The 20,595-nt window shown below is 33.8% G+C and carries 15 protein-coding genes; 6 read left to right on the top strand and 9 right to left on the bottom strand.

Annotated elements, in window-relative coordinates; genetic code table 11:
* Window positions 1-688 precede the first annotated feature (688 nt).
* The 5 genes from Q0838_RS10170 to Q0838_RS10150 form a co-directional block, all read right to left on the bottom strand.
* Complete coding sequence (locus tag Q0838_RS10170) at window positions 689-973, bottom strand: hypothetical protein (protein ID WP_298954397.1); 285 nt, start codon at window positions 971-973, stop codon at window positions 689-691.
* A 193-nt stretch (window positions 974-1,166) separates the two neighbouring features.
* Window positions 1,167-2,861, bottom strand: coding sequence for a gliding motility-associated ABC transporter substrate-binding protein GldG (gldG, locus tag Q0838_RS10165; RefSeq protein WP_298954392.1), 1,695 nt, complete (start codon window positions 2,859-2,861; stop codon window positions 1,167-1,169).
* Between the two features lie 2 nt (window positions 2,862-2,863).
* Complete coding sequence (gldF, locus tag Q0838_RS10160; RefSeq protein ID WP_298954389.1) at window positions 2,864-3,592, bottom strand: gliding motility-associated ABC transporter permease subunit GldF; 729 nt, start codon at window positions 3,590-3,592, stop codon at window positions 2,864-2,866.
* Entirely contained in the window at window positions 3,589-3,885 is a 297-nt protein-coding gene (locus tag Q0838_RS10155; protein WP_298954386.1) for an antibiotic biosynthesis monooxygenase family protein, read from the bottom strand. Before Q0838_RS10155 ends, gldF begins: the two co-directional genes overlap by 4 nt.
* Window positions 3,882-4,718 carry an SAM-dependent chlorinase/fluorinase gene (locus Q0838_RS10150; protein ID WP_298954383.1) on the bottom strand — a complete coding sequence of 279 codons (837 nt, stop codon included), beginning with the start codon at window positions 4,716-4,718 and terminating at the stop codon, window positions 3,882-3,884. Before Q0838_RS10150 ends, Q0838_RS10155 begins: the two co-directional genes overlap by 4 nt.
* Before the next feature lie 150 nt (window positions 4,719-4,868).
* On the opposite strand from Q0838_RS10150, the gene Q0838_RS10145 reads away from it, so the two are divergent.
* From Q0838_RS10145 to Q0838_RS10135, 3 genes are all read left to right on the top strand, one after another.
* Window positions 4,869-5,819, top strand: a complete 951-nt coding sequence (locus Q0838_RS10145; RefSeq protein WP_298954380.1) for a PhoH family protein — start codon at window positions 4,869-4,871, stop codon at window positions 5,817-5,819.
* A 146-nt stretch (window positions 5,820-5,965) separates the two neighbouring features.
* Window positions 5,966-6,931: a phosphoribosylaminoimidazolesuccinocarboxamide synthase gene (locus Q0838_RS10140; protein ID WP_298954377.1), complete on the top strand. Its 966-nt coding sequence runs from the start codon at window positions 5,966-5,968 to the stop codon at window positions 6,929-6,931.
* A 427-nt stretch (window positions 6,932-7,358) separates the two neighbouring features.
* Complete coding sequence (locus Q0838_RS10135) at window positions 7,359-8,711, top strand: NAD-dependent succinate-semialdehyde dehydrogenase (protein WP_298954374.1); 1,353 nt, start codon at window positions 7,359-7,361, stop codon at window positions 8,709-8,711.
* Window positions 8,712-8,831: 120 nt separating this feature from the next.
* Here the strand turns inward: Q0838_RS10135 and Q0838_RS10130 are convergent, their stop codons facing one another.
* The gene (locus Q0838_RS10130; RefSeq protein ID WP_298954372.1) at window positions 8,832-11,258 is read right to left on the bottom strand and encodes a M43 family zinc metalloprotease; all 2,427 of its coding nucleotides are present in this window, start codon (window positions 11,256-11,258) and stop codon (window positions 8,832-8,834) included.
* Between the two features lie 1,210 nt (window positions 11,259-12,468).
* On the opposite strand from Q0838_RS10130, the gene Q0838_RS10125 reads away from it, so the two are divergent.
* The 3 genes from Q0838_RS10125 to mscL all read left to right on the top strand — a co-directional run bounded on the left by Q0838_RS10125 (window position 12,469) and on the right by mscL (window position 17,866).
* Complete coding sequence (locus tag Q0838_RS10125) at window positions 12,469-14,325, top strand: DNA topoisomerase IV subunit B (RefSeq protein WP_298954369.1); 1,857 nt, start codon at window positions 12,469-12,471, stop codon at window positions 14,323-14,325.
* A 337-nt stretch (window positions 14,326-14,662) separates the two neighbouring features.
* A complete protein-coding gene (locus Q0838_RS10120; protein ID WP_298954367.1) occupies window positions 14,663-17,317 on the top strand; it encodes a DNA gyrase/topoisomerase IV subunit A in 2,655 nt (884 codons plus the stop codon).
* Between the two features lie 111 nt (window positions 17,318-17,428).
* Window positions 17,429-17,866, top strand: a complete 438-nt coding sequence (mscL, locus tag Q0838_RS10115) for a large conductance mechanosensitive channel protein MscL (protein WP_298954365.1) — start codon at window positions 17,429-17,431, stop codon at window positions 17,864-17,866.
* Between the two features lie 803 nt (window positions 17,867-18,669).
* Here the strand turns inward: mscL and Q0838_RS10110 are convergent.
* Genes Q0838_RS10110 through Q0838_RS10100 form a run of 3 tightly spaced genes read right to left on the bottom strand, consistent with a single transcriptional unit; the run spans window position 18,670 to window position 20,364 of the window.
* Window positions 18,670-19,485, bottom strand: coding sequence for a tellurium resistance protein TerC (locus tag Q0838_RS10110; protein WP_298954363.1), 816 nt, complete (start codon window positions 19,483-19,485; stop codon window positions 18,670-18,672).
* 12 nt (window positions 19,486-19,497) lie between these two features.
* A complete protein-coding gene (locus Q0838_RS10105) occupies window positions 19,498-19,869 on the bottom strand; it encodes a DNA topoisomerase IV (protein ID WP_298954361.1) in 372 nt (123 codons plus the stop codon).
* 39 nt (window positions 19,870-19,908) lie between these two features.
* On the bottom strand, window positions 19,909-20,364 hold the full coding sequence (locus Q0838_RS10100) for a helix-turn-helix domain-containing protein (RefSeq protein WP_298954360.1): 456 nt from the start codon (window positions 20,362-20,364) through the stop codon (window positions 19,909-19,911).
* Window positions 20,365-20,595 lie beyond the last annotated feature (231 nt).

Here is a 20,595-nt window from a genome sequence, read left to right as displayed (position 1 = left end):
TATAAAATCAATCACAGGAAATCATCATTATCTAAAAGCTTTTTATGCGGCATTTAAGAACTAAATTGGTATTATTTAAAGCTGCTGTTTTTGTTGGTTGCAATGGCATCAACTCCAGGTGCTTGGATTTTCTTCTTGTTAGACTTTTTACTTTGTAAACTGTCTTTTCTTTTCTTGTTCTCTCGTTGAATAGATTAAGTAGATGTGTTCTATAAAATTAATGCTATCTATCTGGTTTTTGTTTATTTTACTATCAACTGTATTCTTTTCATCTCACAATAGTACCTTGGTAATGCTTCTATACTCCTTGTTTATACGGAGATAACGTAGTTCATTCTCATAATGAGTAGTGTTTACTACGAGCGGCTGTAGACTTAAACATAAAATAGCTCTATTAATGATAGAGAATCTTTTGTAAAGCATCGGTATCTAGAAATTATTCTGGCTCATTACGTATCTATCTCATAACTTTAAAATGAATTAAAACCTAAATATTTATCACAGTATAACTCATAATAAAGATTCCTGTAGAGTTCTCTTACTATAGTTTTCTATAAAAGAGGCAACAGTAATTCTTTATAAACATCAGTTTCAGTACATTCTTAGAACTAAAAATGTTACACCTTTGTTACGCACATTCTACTTTTAGAGCTGCTCTTTTTTTTTCGTTCTTTAGGATCAAATAAAATTAGTTGTTCAATTTTGAAAAATAGTTCAAAATATTCTCATGGAAAACTCCAGAAGCAGGATGCTTAATATCAAGACCTCTTTTGATCCAATTTTTTATGTTTTTCTTATATAAAGTAGCTCCTTTTAAAGTTTTAGGAAACAATACAGAATTACTATTATAAGCTATGTTATCTATTTCTTGCCAGTCTATTGAAAATTCATTCTTTAAAAATAACTTCAAATCTTCAAACCCCTTAATCTCTTGGACTAGCTGAATATAAAATTGCTCAAATGTATGAGTCACAATTATTATAAAGTCAGAGTCATTATCACCTATTATACGATTTAATATTGCTATCGCAATAATATCATCTATCTGTATGTCAAAATCTTCTGGACTATACCTAGAGGTTGATGTAACGACAACTGTTTTATCTGAATAGGTAAAACACCATGCTATTCACTATAGATAATTTTATTAAAAGACTTGATCACTACTACCCATACTTCTTTTTCCTCAACCACATAAACACAAAACCAAAACCTGCGACAAGCAATAAAGGCATTACAACGTTGATGAATTGCCATTTAAACTTTTCATCTATTACCTTTTCAGTGTTTAAAAATGGTACGTTTATGTTCTTATTGCGCAATTTAATCAGACCAGTATCGTCTAGTAAATAGTTAATAGTATTCATTAAGAACTCTTTATTACCATACAGCTGTCCTGTTCTCATGTCATAACCTAGTTCTTGTGCCTGACCACGATCTACTTGGTTTTTCATTATATCACCATCTGCTATAAGAACTATGGCAGCGTCTTTTCCTTGATCTAGATTAACTTTTAAATTGATAGGTTTTACACGGTTTTTATAAGCGCTGGTAAAAGAACCTTCGGCAAGAACGGCTAGTGGTAGGTTAGATCTATTATAGGTTTTTGGATTTATTTCTTGTCCTATTTCGTTTAAAGAAACTACAGCAGGTAAAGTCATAAGTTGTGTACGGTCAGACGTGCTTAATAGAATAGTCTTTTTAATTCCGTTTTTTAAAGTATCTATTGTTCCTGTGTATTCAAATTTTACGTCTTCTAGATTCTTGGTAATAAATTGTGCTGTAGCACTTGTATCTAGAGATGTTTTTGAAATAGGGTAGTACGGCCATGCATAAGCTTCGTACTGTGTATTGCGACCTTGGCCAGAAGCTAGAGCAATAGGACCATGATTCATATCTTTTACCAGACCATTATTAAGACGCAGTCCGTATTTAAAGAGCATATCGTCTAGATTTAATTTTCTAGGTAATGGATAAGCTTTAGCTTCTTCATTAGAGAGACTATCATTTTCCATTACAATAGGGTCTGCTGCGATAAGTAATTTACCACCTTGCATTAAATACTGATCTAGAATATATTTTTTAGTCTCACTAAAAGCAACGGTAGGTTTAGGATCTACGACCAGATCAAATTTATTCAGTGATTCCAGAACTTGCTGTGGCTGTATAGAATCACTAGTGGTTACAAATTCAATACCAAAAGGCGCTGCACGATAATACTCCTGCACACCTTGTATAAAATCGCGGATTTTTAAATCTGATAACGTACCACTGTCTCTTAAGAAAGCGACTGTTTTAGTCTTTTCTTGAGAAGCTTTACGCAATCCGTCGGCAAATTGATATTCTAGTTGCTGTATGCTAGAATTGACACGTTCTTCTGTACTAGCACGAGCCACAGTTTTTAATAGCGGTACGGCAGTCGTTTTACCATCATATAAAACCAGTGCATATGGAAATACAGTCACATTAGTACTTTTACCACCTTCTTGTATAGTGGCAACAGCACCTTTTACACCGCTTTTTGCGAGTTGTGCTGTAATTTGATCTGCCTCTTGTTGCGATGTGTTTTCAATAGGATTTATAAAATCATATTTAAGATTAGGGTGTATCGCCGCCATTTCTTCTAGAAACTGTCCAGTTTCTAGTTTCAGTTTACGGAATTCTCCCGGCAGCTCACCATCTAGAAATACGTCTATTATTATAGGTTTATAAGCTTGTTCTAGTATCTTTTCAGTCTCTTTACTTACTGTATACCGACTGTCTTTAGTTAGGTCAAAACGTTTATAAATAGATCGTGACGCTATGTTCACAACGATTAACGCTATTAAGATCACGATAAAGCTGGTGTAGGTTTTTTTCATGATTAACGTTTTGTGAAGATTGATTTTAGTGAAATTTCGCTTAAAGCGAAAAACAAAACAGCAACACTCACAAAGTAAATCACGTCACGAGTATCGATAACGCCTCTGGCCATACTCTCATAGTGATATTTAAGACCTAGAGAGGCCAGAAAATCATTATCAGATAAATAACTAGACAGCCCATCAAAACCAAAATATAGAATAAAGCAAAGCACTGCAGCTAGTAAAAATGCCACAATCTGGTTAGATGTAACGGTAGAGCTGTAGATACCTATAGCCGTGTAACTGGTAGCTAATAATACAGCACCTAGGTAACTACCTAATGTACTACCATAATCTAGATTATTAGTGACTTCTCCCAGCTGTCCCACACTTAAAACATAAATAAGGGTAGGAATTAAAGCCATAATTATTAAAAACAAAGCAGCTAGATATTTACCACCTATAAGACTTCTAGTAGAAATAGGTCTTGTGGTAAGCATTTCTAGAGTTCCTAGATTACGTTCTATAGTAAAACTGCGCATGGTAATGGCAGGAATTAAAAACATGAACAGCCAGGGTATGATAAGAAAGAAAGGAGCAAGGTCTGCAAATCCATAATCTAACACGTTATACTCGCCTTTAAAAACGAATATAAAGAGACTGGATATCAATAAAAAAATACCTATCACTAGATAACCAGTTAAGGAAGAAAAAAAACCTGTGAGTTCTTTGATAAAAATTGCTTTCATAAAAGACTATGTATTTTTACCACAGAGTTAGCTTGTGGTTTTTCATCAAACATGGCTTTAGTCTGCGGCCACACTTCTTCAAACAACGTACTTTTTCTATAATTATTTAATGCCTCTTCATTTTCCCAATAACTATAGGTGTAAAAACGCTGCGCATCATCCTTATCTTGATATAATTCTAGAAAACTACAACCAGGCTGATTTCTTATTTGTTCTTTATATGCGTCAAACATATTTTGAAACTTACCTACAGAGGTTTCTTTAAAATGCATGTTTACTATACGTACTATCATTCTTCTATAAAAGTTATAATCACAGGGGCATTAATTTGTAAACCGAATAAGGTACTAGCACTGCCCACCGTAAGCGGATTTGATTTATATGTAGCCAGTTCTAAATAACCAGCACTATTCAATATAACAAGACCTTTACCATCCACATCTCGTTTCTTCTGCTCGTCGTCAAAGTTAACGATATCGCTATACTTTTTAAAGATTTTATTAAAACGCTCATTCCTAGCAGATATTTCAAACTTGCGACCTTTTCCCACCTCATGAATAATATCTTCGGTAATGTTAGAAACAGAATTCCCATAATTATCAATATAAATAACCTGACCATGGATCACGTTTTTACTGTCAGAGACCTTAGGAGTAACACCAGATAGTGCTCTTATTCTAGAAATAGGTTTACCGATAACCTCAAGTGTACCGCCACGTGCTATGTGACAAGCAGTGCTGACAAAAGCGTTTAACGTCGTAAAATTAGAAGAGATGCGATCATGAATATTAATTTCTACCAGTTTTTCAGGATGTAATTTATTCATGATTAAAGCCAGTACACCGTTATCTGCGCATATAAAATAATGACCATTAAGTAAAACCGCTATGTGTATATTTTCTACCGTATGCTCTGCATCTATACCTATAATATGAATCGTACCATCAGGAAAAGAGTGGTAAGCATTTTTTATAATATATGCGGCCTCTGCAATATTAAAAGGCGATACATCGTGAGATATGTCTACTATATTCACGTTTTCTATCTGATTATAAATAGCGCCTTTTACCGCACCCACATAAGGGTCTTTCCATCCAAAATCGGTCGTAAGGGTTATTATAGGCATAGAAAATATAAAGGTTGTTAATTAAATTATGGTTAAAAATAGATGAGATACCTATTTCACGATTGTTTTTTTTACTACTTTACAGCTGTTTATTATCGATAAACAAAATTATAAAATTAAACACGTAATTACTTATATAATTTACTGCTTTTGAACGAACTTATCATTGACCTATCAGAGTCTAATCCAGGAGAATTTTTTGGAGTAAAAAATAAAAACCTAGCCTTCTTAAAATCTCATTTTCCTAAACTTAAAATAGTCGCTCGTGGCAGCACTATGAAGATCTATGGAGATGAAGAACAGTTAGAAGAATTTGATAAACGCATAGAGATGCTACTTGCACATTTTGCTAAGTACAATAAAATGGACGAGAACGTCATCGAGCGTCTTCTTACCACCGATAGCAGTGATGCAGACTTAGGTAAGAACCATGACGATATCCTAGTACACGGTAACTCTGGTATGTTGATACGTCCTAAAACACCTAACCAGCGCAAGCTCGTAGCACTTGCAAAGAAAAACGATATGGTCTTTGCCGTAGGACCTGCAGGAACTGGTAAAACCTATATAGGGGTAGCACTAGCTGTGAGAGCACTCAAAGAAAAGCGTGTAAAACGTATAGTTATCACACGTCCAGCTGTAGAAGCAGGAGAGAACTTAGGTTTTCTACCTGGAGATCTTAAAGAAAAACTAGATCCATACATGCAACCTATTTATGACGCACTGCGAGACATGATTCCTGCAGAGCGACTCGCTACTTACATAGAAAAAGGGACTATTCAAATAGCACCTCTTGCTTTTATGAGAGGTAGAACACTAGATAACGCTTACGTCATTCTAGACGAATCTCAAAATACCACTCATGCCCAAATGAAAATGTTCTTAACTCGCATGGGTAAGGATGCAAAATTCTTTATTACTGGAGACCCAGGACAGATAGACTTACCTAGACGTGTCACCTCAGGACTTAAAGAAGCACTTCTCGTCCTTAAAGATATAAGCGGTATCGGTATGATGTACCTAGACGACAGCGATGTAGTACGTCACAGACTCGTTAGAAAAGTTGTGTCTGCCTACAAGAATATTGAGAATAGTAATTAATAGAGTGGTAGTTCCGCTTTCGCGAAAGCGAAACTATTAAAAGCCTCATTGCTCATATCTAGTAGATAACTTGATTAAAAAAATAGAGATACGTACTCTAAAATCAAACTAATTGTAGAAATTTGCTTAAGATAAAATACCCAATCATGGTAACCAAAACAGCTGCAACCATTACCGATACTAATTTCAACTTTCCTAACCAGAAAAGTGTTTATAAAGGAAAAGTAAGAGAAGTTTACAATATTAATGAAGAGTTGTTAGTAATGATAGCTAGTGATCGATTGAGCGCATTTGATGTAGTAATGCCTAAGGGAATACCTTTTAAAGGGCAAATACTAAATCAAATTGCGACTCAAATGATGGCAGCTACAGAAGATATAGTCCCTAACTGGTTAATCGCTACTCCAGATCCTAATGTTGCTATAGGACATCTTTGTGAGCCATTTAAAGTAGAAATGGTAATACGTGGTTATATGTCTGGTCATGCGGCGAGAGAATACAAAGCAGGTAAAAGAATGCTTTGTGGTGTTGCTATGCCAGAAGGTATGAAGGAAAACGATAAATTTCCAGCACCTATCATTACACCAGCTACTAAGGCAGAGATGGGTGACCATGACGAAGATATTTCTAGAGAAGATATCATTTCTAAGAATATAGTCTCTCTGGCAGATTATGAAGTGCTAGAAGGCTATACCAAAGCCTTATTTGAACGCGGTACAGAACTAGCAGCTCAAAGAGGTTTAATTCTAGTAGATACTAAATATGAATTTGGTAAAACTAAGGATGGTAAAATAGTCTTGATAGATGAGATTCACACACCAGACTCTTCAAGATATTTCTATGCAGACGGTTACCAAGAACGCCAGGAAAAAGGAGAAGCTCAAAAACAATTGAGCAAAGAATTTGTGCGTCAGTGGTTAATTTCAAATAATTTTCAAGGACTAGAAGGTCAGACAGTTCCAGAAATGAGCGATGAGTACATAGAGTCTGTAAGTGAACGTTATATTGAACTTTACGAGAATATAACAGGACAGAATTTTGAAAAAGCAAACACAACAGACATTTTGAATCGTATAGAGACTAATGTAGTGGACTGGATGAAAAAAAATTAATACTTCTTTCTTTTTCTTTTAACTTATCAGGATAACCTGTTTCCCTTTATGTCATAAGGCAAACAGGTTACTCTGGTTTTACTTGAAATCTAAAAAGATGTGAAAACCCTCTTTTTAATCTGAAAAACCGGTAATCTTGATCATTTCTATCACCGTAAATCTCTTATTTAATCTCTTTGTAAATTAAATATTGCTCTCTTTAAAAGAAGAAATTTTTTTCCAGAGGTTTCAGAATTATTCTGTCTTTAAGATGTTTATATATATATAGTAGAAGGCAGGAATTTATGTTTACAATCAATAATAAATCAGCAAATGATTACCCATATCTATTACATATGTAGCTGTTAATTTATTTAAAATCAATAGTTAAACCCTTCTAAACATTAAGATTACAAACCGTTTCACTTTGTATTTTTAAAATAAAAAAATGATAACAACCATAAATCCATATACAGGCAAAGAACTTAAAGAGTATCAAGAACTTAGCAAAAAAGAGATCAAAGCAAAGTTAGATATTGCTCAATTAGCTTTTGAAGACTGGAGAGATACTAGCTTTGAACATCGTGCTGCACACATACGTGCAGTAGGAGAGTTGCTTAGAAAAAATACAGCTAGTTATTCTAAATTAATGACTAACGAGATGGGAAAACCCATTTCACAATCTCGAGGCGAATTAGAAAAATGTGCATGGTTATGTGATTTTTATGCAGAAAAAGCAGAAGCTTACCTAGCTAAAGAATACGTAGAAACTGAGCACTTTAAATCCTATGTAACTTTTGAGCCTATAGGTGTTGTACTTGCTGTAATGCCGTGGAATTATCCATTCTGGCAAGTATTCCGTTTTATAGTACCAGCCCTCATGGCAGGCAATGTGGGTGTTTTAAAACACGCTAGTAGTGTTATGGGGTGTGCAGAGTTGATAGAAGATATATTTCTAGAAGCAGGTTTTCCTGAAGGTTGTTTCCAAAATTTTATTATTAGAAGCGATAAGGTAGAGGCGATTATAGAAAGTAAAATTATAAAAGCTGTTACTCTTACAGGTTCAAAACCTGCAGGTGCAGCTGTGGCATCTACTGCAGCAAAGAACATTAAAAAGTCGGTCCTAGAACTAGGTGGTAATAATGCACTAGTCGTTTTTAATGATGCAGATATTGATAAAACAGTTCAAACATGTATAGAGGCTAGATTTCAAAATACTGGTCAAAGTTGTATAGCTGGTAAACGTTTATTACTCCAAGAAGGAATTGCAGACGAGTTTCTAGAAAAATTTACAGATAAGGTAAAGGCACTAGTTTCAGGAGACCCACAAGATGAGGATACTTATATAGGAGTAATGGCAAGAGAAGATCTTGCAGAAGAGCTAGAGGATTTAATGAATTCTTCTATAGATAAAGGTGCAGAGTTGCATTATGGAGGTTCTAGAGACAAGGCTTATTTTGCACCTACTATCTTAACAGATGTGACTAGCGATATGCCTGTTTTTAAAGATGAAACTTTTGGACCTCTTATGGCAGTAAGTACTTTTAAAACAGAGTTAGAAGCTATTAAAATGATAAATAATTCAAAATTTGGTCTAGGAGCAAGCCTCTTTTCACGAGATATAAAAAAAATGGAAAGTCTGGTTTCACAAATAAAGGATGGCGCTGTTTTTATAAATCATAAAGTGGCGAGTCATCCAGCGTTACCTTTTGGAGGTACTGGTATTTCAGGTTTTGGTAGGGAATTGTCTCATTATGGTATTAGAGAGTTCGTTAATATAAAGAGTGTAGTGATCGCATAGGTTTTACTAATTACGCTTTTGCTAAAGCGAGATAATCAAATACATCTCTTTAAAAAAGAGCAAAAAAAAGCCTGTCAAAGTTAAATGACAGGCTTTTTAAATTTAAAAAGGTAATGAGAATTATTTCTTGATAAACTTTTTAGTAACTATTTGCTCACCATTGTTAATTTGAATAAGGTAAACGCTAGATTTAAGATCTGCTACATTTATAGAGCTTTCATTTATCACACCGGCAACTATGCGCTGACCAGTTAAGTTATAAATAGTATAAGTTACTTTATCACCAGTCGCTGTAGTGAATAATTGAGAACCACTTACAGGGTTAGGATAGATATTAATCTCCTTTGCTGGTATAGAAACAATACTTGCTGTTGCAGTAGTTCTTGCTGTACCACATTCTCCTAGATTATTCCATGAAGAAATTTCTCTTTGAAAAAGTACATTTTCAAATACCACAAGATCACCTACTGAGTAGCTGTTTGCACTGTTGTAAGCAGGTACACCATCACACTTATCGGTAGATGCAGCACCACTAGTTATTTTAAGATCATCTACAGCAATATCTCCCTGCCATGAAGTACTCGTATCTACTGTTAATCTTAACTTTAAATCATTACCAGCATAAGCTGCTAGGCTAACACTTGCGGTTTTCCATGAAGCACCTTGATCACCAGACTGAGTGAATATAGTCGCATATGAACCACCGGTACTAGCTTCTACTTTTAAAGTACCTACCGCATTACCAGTCATTTGATACTGAAAAGATAGAGTAGCATTATTTACATTAGAAAGATCGAAACAAGGAGAGTCTAACGAGGCAGTTTTATTAAAGTTAGGGTCAGAAGCCTCTACATATATATAATAAGAACCTTGTACAGCTGCACTTGGACCTGTGCTAGAAGATGGAGTACCGCCACTAAGTAGCGTCCAGTCTAGAGAATCACTTCCATTTTGAGACCACTGTCCTAAAGTATTTTCAAATCCTTCAGAATATGGGAAAGAAGAAACACCATTTACACAACTTGTAGATCCACTATCATCAGATGTTGTTTCAGTAATACCAAATGTATCTACTGCAATGTCACCTTGCCATGAACCTGCTGTATCGACTACAAGTCTTACCTGCGCGGTGTTTTCTGATAAACTAGCACTCGCTGTTAACCATGCTGCACCTTGATCTCCAGATTTTGTAAATACTGTAGACCATGAAGTAGAGCCATCTGCTCTAGCTTGTAATCTTAATGTACCTACCGCATCACCAGTCATCTGGTATCTAAATGTAGCTGTAGGATTAGAACCATCAGAAAAGTCTAAACAAGGAGAGTTTAAAATAGCAGTTTTATTAAAGTTAGGATCAGAAGCCTCTACAAAAATGTAGAAAGAACCTTGATCTGCAGCATTAGGTCCGGTGCTGCTAGATGGAGTTCCACCAGACTGTCTACTCCAGTCTAATGAGTCGCTAGAGTCTTGTGTCCAGCCACCTAGAGAGCTTTCAAATCCGTTAGAATATGGAAAACTATCTATTGTACTATTACAGCCCGTATCAGTATCATTACCATCACCACCAGATGGAGGAGTACATTTTGTTGATAATGCGAGAGCAGAATGAAAACCGCCATTCAATAAGTTTGCTCTCATACGTGCTTTTTGTCCTAGAGTAAACAAATTCATACAAGAGTCGTTAGAATAATCCATATAATTTTGAACCATATCTACAGACCCACATGATACATGTCCTACATTACAACCACCGTTAGAAGCATCTGATTCTGGTGTATCGCTTACAAAATCATCCACACCACAACCACCGTCGCCCCAAATATGACGCAATCCAAAAAGATGCCCCACTTCGTGAGTTGTAGTTCTACCACCATCAAAAGGAGCTGTTACAGCACCTGTACGACCGAAATAGTTATAACCCATTACAACACCGTCTGTCGCACGATTACCACCAGGAAATTGAGCATAGCCTAATATTCCAGCCCTACCATTACTATTTAACGCAGACACGGTCCACATATTAAGATATTGTGTAGTGTCCCATGGGGATACTCCTCCAGTAGCAGAGTTTTTCATTCTGTTTTGAGTCGTATTCCATGAAGTTACTGACGAGGCTGTTCTCGTAATACCGTTAGTTGCATTTCCATTAGGATCTACTTGTGCCAGACAGAATTCTATTTGCATATCTGCTGCTTGTGACCAGGTATTATCTGCATCACTATTTGTTCTTCTAAAATCTTCATTTAAAACATCTATCTGCGACTGTATTTGAGCATCACTTATATTTTGAGTTGCATTTGAATAAAGTACATGAACAACTACAGGGATAGTGATCACGCTACCGTTTACAGATTTTTCAAAAAGTAATTGGTTTGCTTTTTGTTGAGTAAATCTTTCTGCATTTTCTACACTTCTTGCTAGTGTAGGGTTTTGAGACATTGCAAGAACTAAATCACTATGCGTAGAACACTCTCTTTGTTGGGAGAAACTAACAGCCGTAAAAAGAACTGCTATTAGAACTGCTAATTGAGTAATTTTTTTATTCATTGTAGGGTTTTTTAATTAGGATATGTTTGGCCTAATATAGAACCTTTTGAAAATAACGCAATGAAAACACCTGTTGTGTTATGAATAGTGTATGGAATACGTCTACCGGTTATCAATATACTATTTAATCGATTCACTGGTATTACCCTACGTGTTTAGTGGGTTAAAAGGTTTGTTTTCAGTATGTTAATTTTGTATTAAATTAAACGTTTTATACAATCATTTTTTTTGGTAATAAGCGTTTCAGCACGATTGTTAATTTTTAAATTTATTTTTTTATAGTGCATTTCGTCGATATTTTTTCTAAATTTTACCTTTAGATCTTTAAAATTTCTTATGTTAATTATGCTTAAATAAGTCAAAACAGTGCTAACAATTTTTAGTTTTTAGCAAGTAAAATACATGATTAAAATGTTACCTTTTTTAAGAGCTAGTTTTGAAGAATTTAGAATGAAAAAATATAAGTAGTGATATACCTAAAATCACAAAGATTTTCTATTTTTAAAAATATCATACATCGCAAAATTGTAGATGATATGGGTACAGTAACCATACTTACCTCTTATAGAAGTGAGAATGTAAATATATATTGTATTTTAGTCTACTAATAGAATATGGTACGTATCAAATATTATATTTACAAGACAGGTTAAGAAATTCTGGCAGGTACTGTCATAATGGTAATTAATTTCTTCCTTAAAATATTTTACAGTTCCCTATTCTTAAATTTTATTTTAAGAGGTCGATAAAATGTTATGCGTATTTTTATTATCACATATCCCGATTAACCATACTTAGTATAAATTAAGGGACGCTAACTTTTTCTTTTTAATTTAACCTAGTAGATTGCCGAGTATTCTAAAAAAAGCTTTTTTCTAATAGATTAGAAACACTTTGTATAACTCAAATTTTTAATAACCAGATATTTGAGTTTGTTTTGGTAGATTATTTAGCTTGTACATCCGTTAGTTTAATTCTATAGTTCTTGCCTTGTCTACTTTTAAATTCATTTTACATGATTAGAAACCTATATTTAAAGTGATTCGATAATAATTTACCTGACTCTATTTAATCACACTGTTTAAGTTAAAAATTTTAACTATTTTTAGTGGCAGTATTAATTAAAAATATGTGGATTAAAACAGCTTTTTAAACTAGGAATTAAAGCTGTACTATTCTTATATTTCCAAATACCACAGACTTTACTCAAATGGACGGAACAACACAATATACTGAGGATAATATACGCTCACTCGACTGGAAAGAACACATAAGAATGCGTCCTGGAATGTACATAGGGAAGCTGGGAGATGGCTCCAGTGCAGATGATGGTATTTATATCTTACTTAAAGAAGTTATAGATAACTCTATAGATGAGTATGTCATGGGTGCAGGTAAAACTATCGAAGTATCTATACAGGGAGAACGTGTTATAGTACGTGATTATGGTCGTGGTATACCATTAGGTAAAGTGGTGGATGTAGTTTCAAAGATGAATACTGGTGGTAAGTATGATTCTAAGGCATTTAAAAAATCGGTAGGTTTAAATGGTGTAGGTACAAAAGCTGTTAATGCTTTATCCTCTTATTTTAGAGTAGAATCTTCTCGAGAAGGTAAAAGTGCTAGTGCAGAATTTGAAAGAGGTGAGTTAACAGGTAAAAATTTTCTAGAAGAAACCACAAGACGTAAGGGTACAAAAATGACTTTTGTGCCAGACTCTGACATATTTAAAAACTTTAAATACAGGCCAGAGTACGTAGTACGTATGTTAAAATACTACGTGTACTTAAATCCAGGTCTTACTATTATATTTAATGGTGAGAAATTCTACTCAGAATATGGTTTAAAAGACCTATTAGGTGAGACTATTACAGAGACAGATAGATTATATCCTATCATACATTTAAGGTCTGAAGATATTGAGATCGCTATGACACATAGTAGAACTCAATACAGTGAAGAATACCACTCCTTTGCAAACGGACAGAATACCACACAAGGTGGTACACACCAGGCAGCATTTAGAGAAAGTGTGGTAAGAACCATAAGAGAGTTTTATAATAAGAGTTATGACGCTAGTGATATACGCAAGTCTATAGTTAGCGCCATTGCCATAAAAGTAATGGAGCCCGTTTTTGAATCACAGACTAAAACTAAGTTAGGTTCTACAGAAATGGGAGGAGACTTACCTACGGTAAGAACCTTTATTAATGACTTCATTAAAACAAATCTGGATAATTATTTACACAAGAATCCAGATGTAGCAGAGGCTCTACAACGCAAAATTATACAAGCAGAAAGAGAACGTAAAGAACTGTCTGGAATTAGAAAACTAGCTCGTGATCGTGCAAAAAAATCTAATTTACACAACAAGAAATTACGTGACTGTCGTGTACATTTAGGCGATACTAAAAAAGCAAATAACCTAGATAGTACCTTATTTATTACCGAGGGAGATAGTGCAAGTGGATCGATTACAAAATCTCGTAATGTAAACACTCAGGCAGTATTTTCTTTAAGAGGTAAACCATTAAACTCTTATAACATGAGCAAGAAAATTGTTTATGAAAACGAAGAGTTTAATCTATTACAGGCAGCTCTAAATATAGAGGAGAGCATGGAAGACCTGCGTTACAATAAAATAGTAATCGCAACAGATGCCGATGTAGATGGTATGCACATACGTTTGTTATTAATAACGTTTTTTCTTCAGTTTTTTCCAGAATTGATTAAAAAAGGCCATTTATATATTTTGCAAACACCACTTTTCAGGGTAAGAAACAAGAAAGAAACTAGATATTGTTACACACCAGAAGAACGAGCAGAAGCTCTAGCCGAATTAGGTAAAAACCCTGAGATAACTCGATTTAAGGGACTAGGAGAGATAAGTCCAGATGAATTTGTGCATTTTATAGGAGAAGATATACGCCTAGACCCTATCATGCTGGACGACGGTATGAGTATTGAAGATTTATTAAAATTCTATATGGGTAAGAACACACCAGATAGACAGGAATTTATTATTAATAATCTTAAGGTAGAACTTGATGTTATTGAAGATCAATAACATAAAACTTATTATTTGACTTTTGTTAAATATAAATATAATCATAGTCGCAGTGATAGCTGTAGGGTTCTATATTTTTAGAGCATTATTTAAAATATTGCATGGGACATTTCCTTTGGGTAAAACAGCTATTTGGGCAGGTCAGAATTAATTGTAATTTCATTTATTTTTTGGATTATTGCTGGTGGGATTCTTATCTTTAAAGCAATTACTTAAAGAGATAATGATTTTTTAGATAAAGGTTTAATTAATTCCGCTTTCGCGAAAGCGAAACAATAATAGAGTAAACAGTTATTAAATAACTGAAGAGAATTAACTGATAACGGACTAGTGTCCTATGAGTGAAGAAAACGAAGAGTTAGAAAATTTAGGAGAAAACGTAGAAGAGCAATCTACAGAAACCATAACACGTGTCACGGGCATGTATAAAGAATGGTTTCTAGATTATGCCAGTTATGTAATTCTAGAACGAGCTGTACCTGCTATAGAAGATGGTTTTAAACCAGTGCAACGTCGTATCATGCAGTCCATGAAGGACTTAGATGACGGTCGTTATAATAAAGTAGCAAACATAGTAGGGCACGCAATGCAGTACCATCCACATGGTGATGCGAGTATAGGTGATGCGATGGTACAAATAGGTCAAAAAGACTTGTTGATAGATATGCAAGGAAACTGGGGTAACATTCTTACTGGAGATCCTGCTGCTGCATCTCGTTACATCGAGGCGCGTATATCAAAATTCGGTCTAGAGGTTCTCTTTAATCCTAAAATTACCGAGTGGCAATCTAGTTATGATGGACGTCGTAAAGAGCCCATTAATTTACCTGTAAAATTCCCGCTTTTACTTGCCCAAGGAGCTGAGGGAATCGCTGTAGGATTATCTACCAAAGTATTACCACATAATTTTAATGAATTAATAGACGCTTCTATAAAACATTTACAAGGTAAGCGCTTTAAAATATATCCAGATTTTCCGACTGGTGGAGAGGCAGATATTTCTAATTATAATGATGGTTTAAGAGGTGGAAAAGTACGCGTGCGTGCAAAAATGCATTCCCCAGAAAAGAACAGTATCGTTATTACTGAAATTCCTTTTTCTACAACAACTAGCTCTTTAATAGATTCTATCCTTAAAGCAAATGAGAAGGGAAAGATCAAGATCAAAAAAATAGAAGATAATACCGCTGCAAACGTGGAGATCATGATCCATTTACCAGCAGGTTTATCTCCAGATAAAACCATGGATGCTTTATTTGCATTTACTAATTGTGAGATGAGTATCTCTCCTTTAAGTTGTGTTATTGAAGATAATAAACCATTATTTGTAGGTGTGTCAGAAATGCTAAGACGCAGTGCTGACCATACAGTAGAGTTACTAAAAGCAGAATTAGAAATAGTACTACATGAGGTAGAAGAGCAATGGCACTTTGCATCACTAGAACGTATTTTTATTGAAAACCGTATCTATAGAGATATAGAAGAAGAAGAAACCTGGGAAGGTGTTTTAAGTGCCATAGACAGAGGATTAAAACCCCATATAGGTCATTTAAAGCGTGAAATTACCGAAGATGATATCGCGAGATTAACAGAAATACGTATCAAACGTATTTCTAAATTTGATATAGATAAAGCACAACAAAAAATAGATGCTTTAGAAGATCGCATTGCAGAGTTAAGACACCATCTAGAGCATTTGATTGATTTTGCTATTGATTATTTTGCTAAACTTAAAAAAGATTACGGAAAAGGTCGGGAACGTAAAACCGAATTAAAAACCTTTGATGACATTATAGCTTCTAAGGTTATTATACGTAATACAAAACTTTATGTAAATAGGGAAGAAGGCTTTGTAGGTACCGCACTTAAGAAAGATGAGTATGTAGGTGACGTTTCTGATATTGATGACATCATTTGCTTTACAAAAGAAGGTACGATGGTGGTTACTAAAGTGGATGCAAAAACCTTTATAGGTAAAAACATCGTTCATGTAGCGGTATTTAAGAAAAAAGATAAACGGACTATTTATAATGTCATTTATAAGGACGGTAAAACCGGACCTAGTTATATAAAAAGATTTGCAGTAACTAGTATTACTAGAGATAGAGAATACCCTATGGGTAAGGCAGATAAAGGATCGGTTATGCAATATTTCAGTGCAAACCCTAATGGTGAGGCAGAGGTCGTAACTGTAAATTTAAGGCAACAAGGTAGTATCAAGAAAATTAAGTGGGATATAGATTTTTCAGAGATCTTAATTAAAGGCCGTTCTTCAAAAGGTAATCTAGTGACTAAGTATAATATTAAAAAAGTAGATTTAAAAGAAGAAGGTGTTTCTACTTTAAAGCCGCGTAAAATATGGTTTGATGATACCGTACAACGCCTTAATGTGGATGAAAGAGGTGAATTATTAGGTGAATTTAGAGGAGAAGATCGCTTATTGATCGTAACTCAAAAAGGTATGATTAAGACTATTATTCCAGAGGTGACGGCAAGATTTGACGATGATACGGTAATTATAGAAAAATGGATTCCTAGTAAACCACTTACTGCCATTTATTTTAATGGAGAGCGAGATTTATACTATGTAAAACGTTTTTTAATGGAAAATGAAGAACGTGAGGAGTCCTTTATTCCAGATCATGCAGACTCGTACCTAGAAGTAGTCTCGACAGATTATAAACCGATGGCCGAACTTGTTTTTCATAAACCTAGAGGCAAAGAACAGCCTGATAATGAAGAAATTAACCTGGAAGAGTTTATCGCTGTAAAGGGAATAGCGGCACAAGGAAATATGCTAACTAAGGCAAAGGTTAAACAAATAAATTTATTAGAACCTTTACCTTTTACACCAGAAGAGGTAATTCAAGAAGACGTTGTTGAAGAAAAAATAACAACTCCTAAAAGTGATGTTGCAGATAGTGATGTTTCTATAGATCCTAATGCTCCAGATCCTGAGACAGATGATTCAGGGCAATCTATTTTATTTTAATATGGTTATAAAGTTTTTAAAATTGATAAATTCTATATTTATCTCTTCTATTTATTTAAATACCGCTTTCGCGTAAGCGAGATAATTTATAATTTATATCACTTACATTTAATGGGGTTATTAAAAGAATTCAAGGAATTTGCAGTTAAGGGAAACATGATAGATATGGCGGTAGGTATCATAGTAGGGACAGCCTTCAATAATGTTGTGCAAACTCTTGTCAAGAAAGTGCTTTTACCACCTTTGTCTTATCTAACAGATGGTGTAAATTATGAAGATAAAAAATATGTATTAAGAAAAGCTATAGAAGGAGCAACCGGAGATCGGGCTAAAGAAATAGCTATAAATTACGGAGAACTTATAAATGTGAGCATAGATTTTCTAGTAATAGGTTTTACGGTTTTTATAGTCATAAAATTAATGAATAGATTACGTAATAATGCCCAAGATCCTAAAAATAAGAAAGTCGTAACGCCTAAGGATATAGAATTACTTAATGATTTAAAGGAGTTAATGAAGGAGCAAAATCAATTACTGAGTAAAAAATAATTTTAAATGTACTACCATCTATTTTTAGAAGTAGGAATAATGCTATCATGTGTTTTTTTTAGTTTTTTCATAAATGTTAATCAACGGATTAAATTTCTAATTTATTAGATAACTACCGACACTTTGGCTCTAAATGGTTGAGTCTCTCATATGGGGACCTACCTTAATACAGATCACGTTCTGGTATTTATTAAGATGTTGTTTATGGGTTGAGTAAAGCCTATGCAATCTAAATCTTAAATAAACATAGTTTTATATAAAATCAAATAGAAACACAATAAGGATAACTGTTGAATAAGATAAACAGAATAAAGGGGTAGAAGTGAGTATCGCACAAGTAGCAAAAGGATCACTTATTATAATTTGGGTGTTATTTTCACATAAGAGCAGCAACTGTAATTTTTTAAAAAAATTAGTAGAAGCAGGTCTTCAGGATTAAAAATTTGACGCCTTGTTTTATGATCTGTTTTGATATTAAAGTTCCATACTAATTATTCCCAACAAAGAATAGAATATTTTTTTTTGCAAACGCTTTGTAGAAAATGATATTAGGATAAATAATCATTTTTGGTATCGAGAAAAGAGAAGAACTAACATATAAGCAAGAAATTCTTTTTACCTAATACATTTAGAATTAAAGCCTCGTTTTCATGAAGCAGTTCCCTATTTGGTATTTTTTAAAATTTATTAGAAAAATGTATGATCAAAGGATTTCTTATTAGATGCATACCCATTGATATCTTACAGAATAATAAAAGCGTCAGATATGCTAACTGACGCTTTTATTGTTCTGTAAAATGAAATTATAAAGTTTTTTTATTTTCAGCTACATTTTTTGCGATCAAGTTTTTTTGATAACGTCCTTGCACGATATCTACGATAACTAGTACAACGATTACAAAGTAGAAGGTTGTATTACTCATAGGCACTATTTCATTTCCAAAGAATTCTAAATGCGCGAGATGACCACCTTCAGTAACTAGCATGATACCTACTATAAAGAGTATAAATAACCCTAGTACTTCATACATTCTATTTTTGTTTAAAAAGGAAGAAATTCTATCAGCTAAGAATAACATTAATAGCCCACTACATACTATTGCTATAGCCATAATAACAAATGCTGTTATAGAGTTTTCGATATCACTAGTCAGTCCTATTGCGGCTAGAATAGAGTCAAAAGAAAAAACTAGATTCATAATAACGATACTAGTAATTACAGCATTTGATGTTTTTTTTGATTTGCCATCTAGATTTTCACCTTTAGATAAATCAGGTAAGGAGATCATGTGCCATATTTCTTTAATCGCCGTATAAATTATAAAACCACCACCAGCAAGAACGATAAGACTATGACCGTTAAATGCAAAGTGCACTATGTCTGATATGCCGCCTGATAAGAATGAGAATGGATCCTGAAAGAAGTCAATAATAGAAACTAATATAAAGAGTAAAACAATTCTTAAAACTATAGCGATAAGAATACCTATTTTACGTACTTTTTTTTGGTCTGCTTGAGGAGCTTTCTTAGATTCTAATGATATATATAAAAGATTATCAAATCCTAAAACAGCCTGCAATAGGATTAACATAAGTAGGGTGAAAATATTTTCTAACATGGTATAGATTGTTTATTGTTTAATGGCAGTACCTTTATAAATCTGGTCGCGACCAGACTGCTTAAATTCAAATGTATATGAATTTTTATTAGTAGTTAATATTTTAAACAGGTATGCACGGCTTTCTGCATTTGTTTTAGGATTTATGGGGATAACTCTCCACTCACAATCGTTAATCCATTCTATTCTCGATGTGTCTATTTTATTTTCAAATCTCTCAATTTGTAAATCTTTTGTTCTAGTAAATTCTGTTTTTAATAATTTACCACCGCTTTCTTGTTCCCATATAAAAGTACCTATTTGAAAATCTGTACAGTCTCTCGTGTTTTCATAACAGCTGGTTAAAGAAAAAAGCAATACTAAAAATAGAGGTGCAAACTTCATACTTATAATTTTTCACAAAGTTAATTCTTGAAAGTTGAGTTAAGGTATAAAATACTCAAAACTTCCGTCGTCATAGAGTAAAATAACTTTTTGTACATTTTTCCCTTTATTTTGTTTAACAGGTACAGAGCTTGTTTCATTAGGAGAAGTAGAGAACAGGTCATTAACCTCTACAGGTGCAGATTCTATTTTTGTAGTGTTGGCTTCTCTTTGTAAAGGTGGTGCAGTTGGGCTTTTACTAGCAGCTGCAGACACAGGTACCTGGTTAGATTTAGGATAAGTACCCTTACCATTAATTAACCAGTATAGATCAACTTCTGGAAACTCATTAACTGTACTTACTACAAAATCAAGACTAGGTTTGTTACGACCAGACAGTATGTGAGAGATAGAACTACGTCCTACATTAATACGTTCTGCAAAGGATGAAGCGTTTAAATCGTTTCTATCCATTATTATTTGTAACCTTTTTGAAAAATCTGCTGAATCCACCATAGGTTACAAAAGTAAACAAAATCATGTTTACATCTGTGTTTACTTTTGTAAACATTTAGAAATATTAGCACAATTCCTTTATTTTAATCGATTAGATTAGTTAAAGTATTACATTACTTAAAAATAGTCATAATATTGAAATAGAATGTGTTATACTTTGTTAAAAAGTCTGTATTTATCCAAAACATTAAAAAACATCTATTCCTTTATAAATCAATAATCAGTGTGTTT

The organism is uncultured Nonlabens sp. (assembly GCF_947495285.1).
In the GTDB taxonomy this organism is placed as follows: Bacteria; Bacteroidota; Bacteroidia; order Flavobacteriales; family Flavobacteriaceae; genus Nonlabens.
This window is presented reverse-complemented; position numbering and strand designations above follow the sequence as displayed.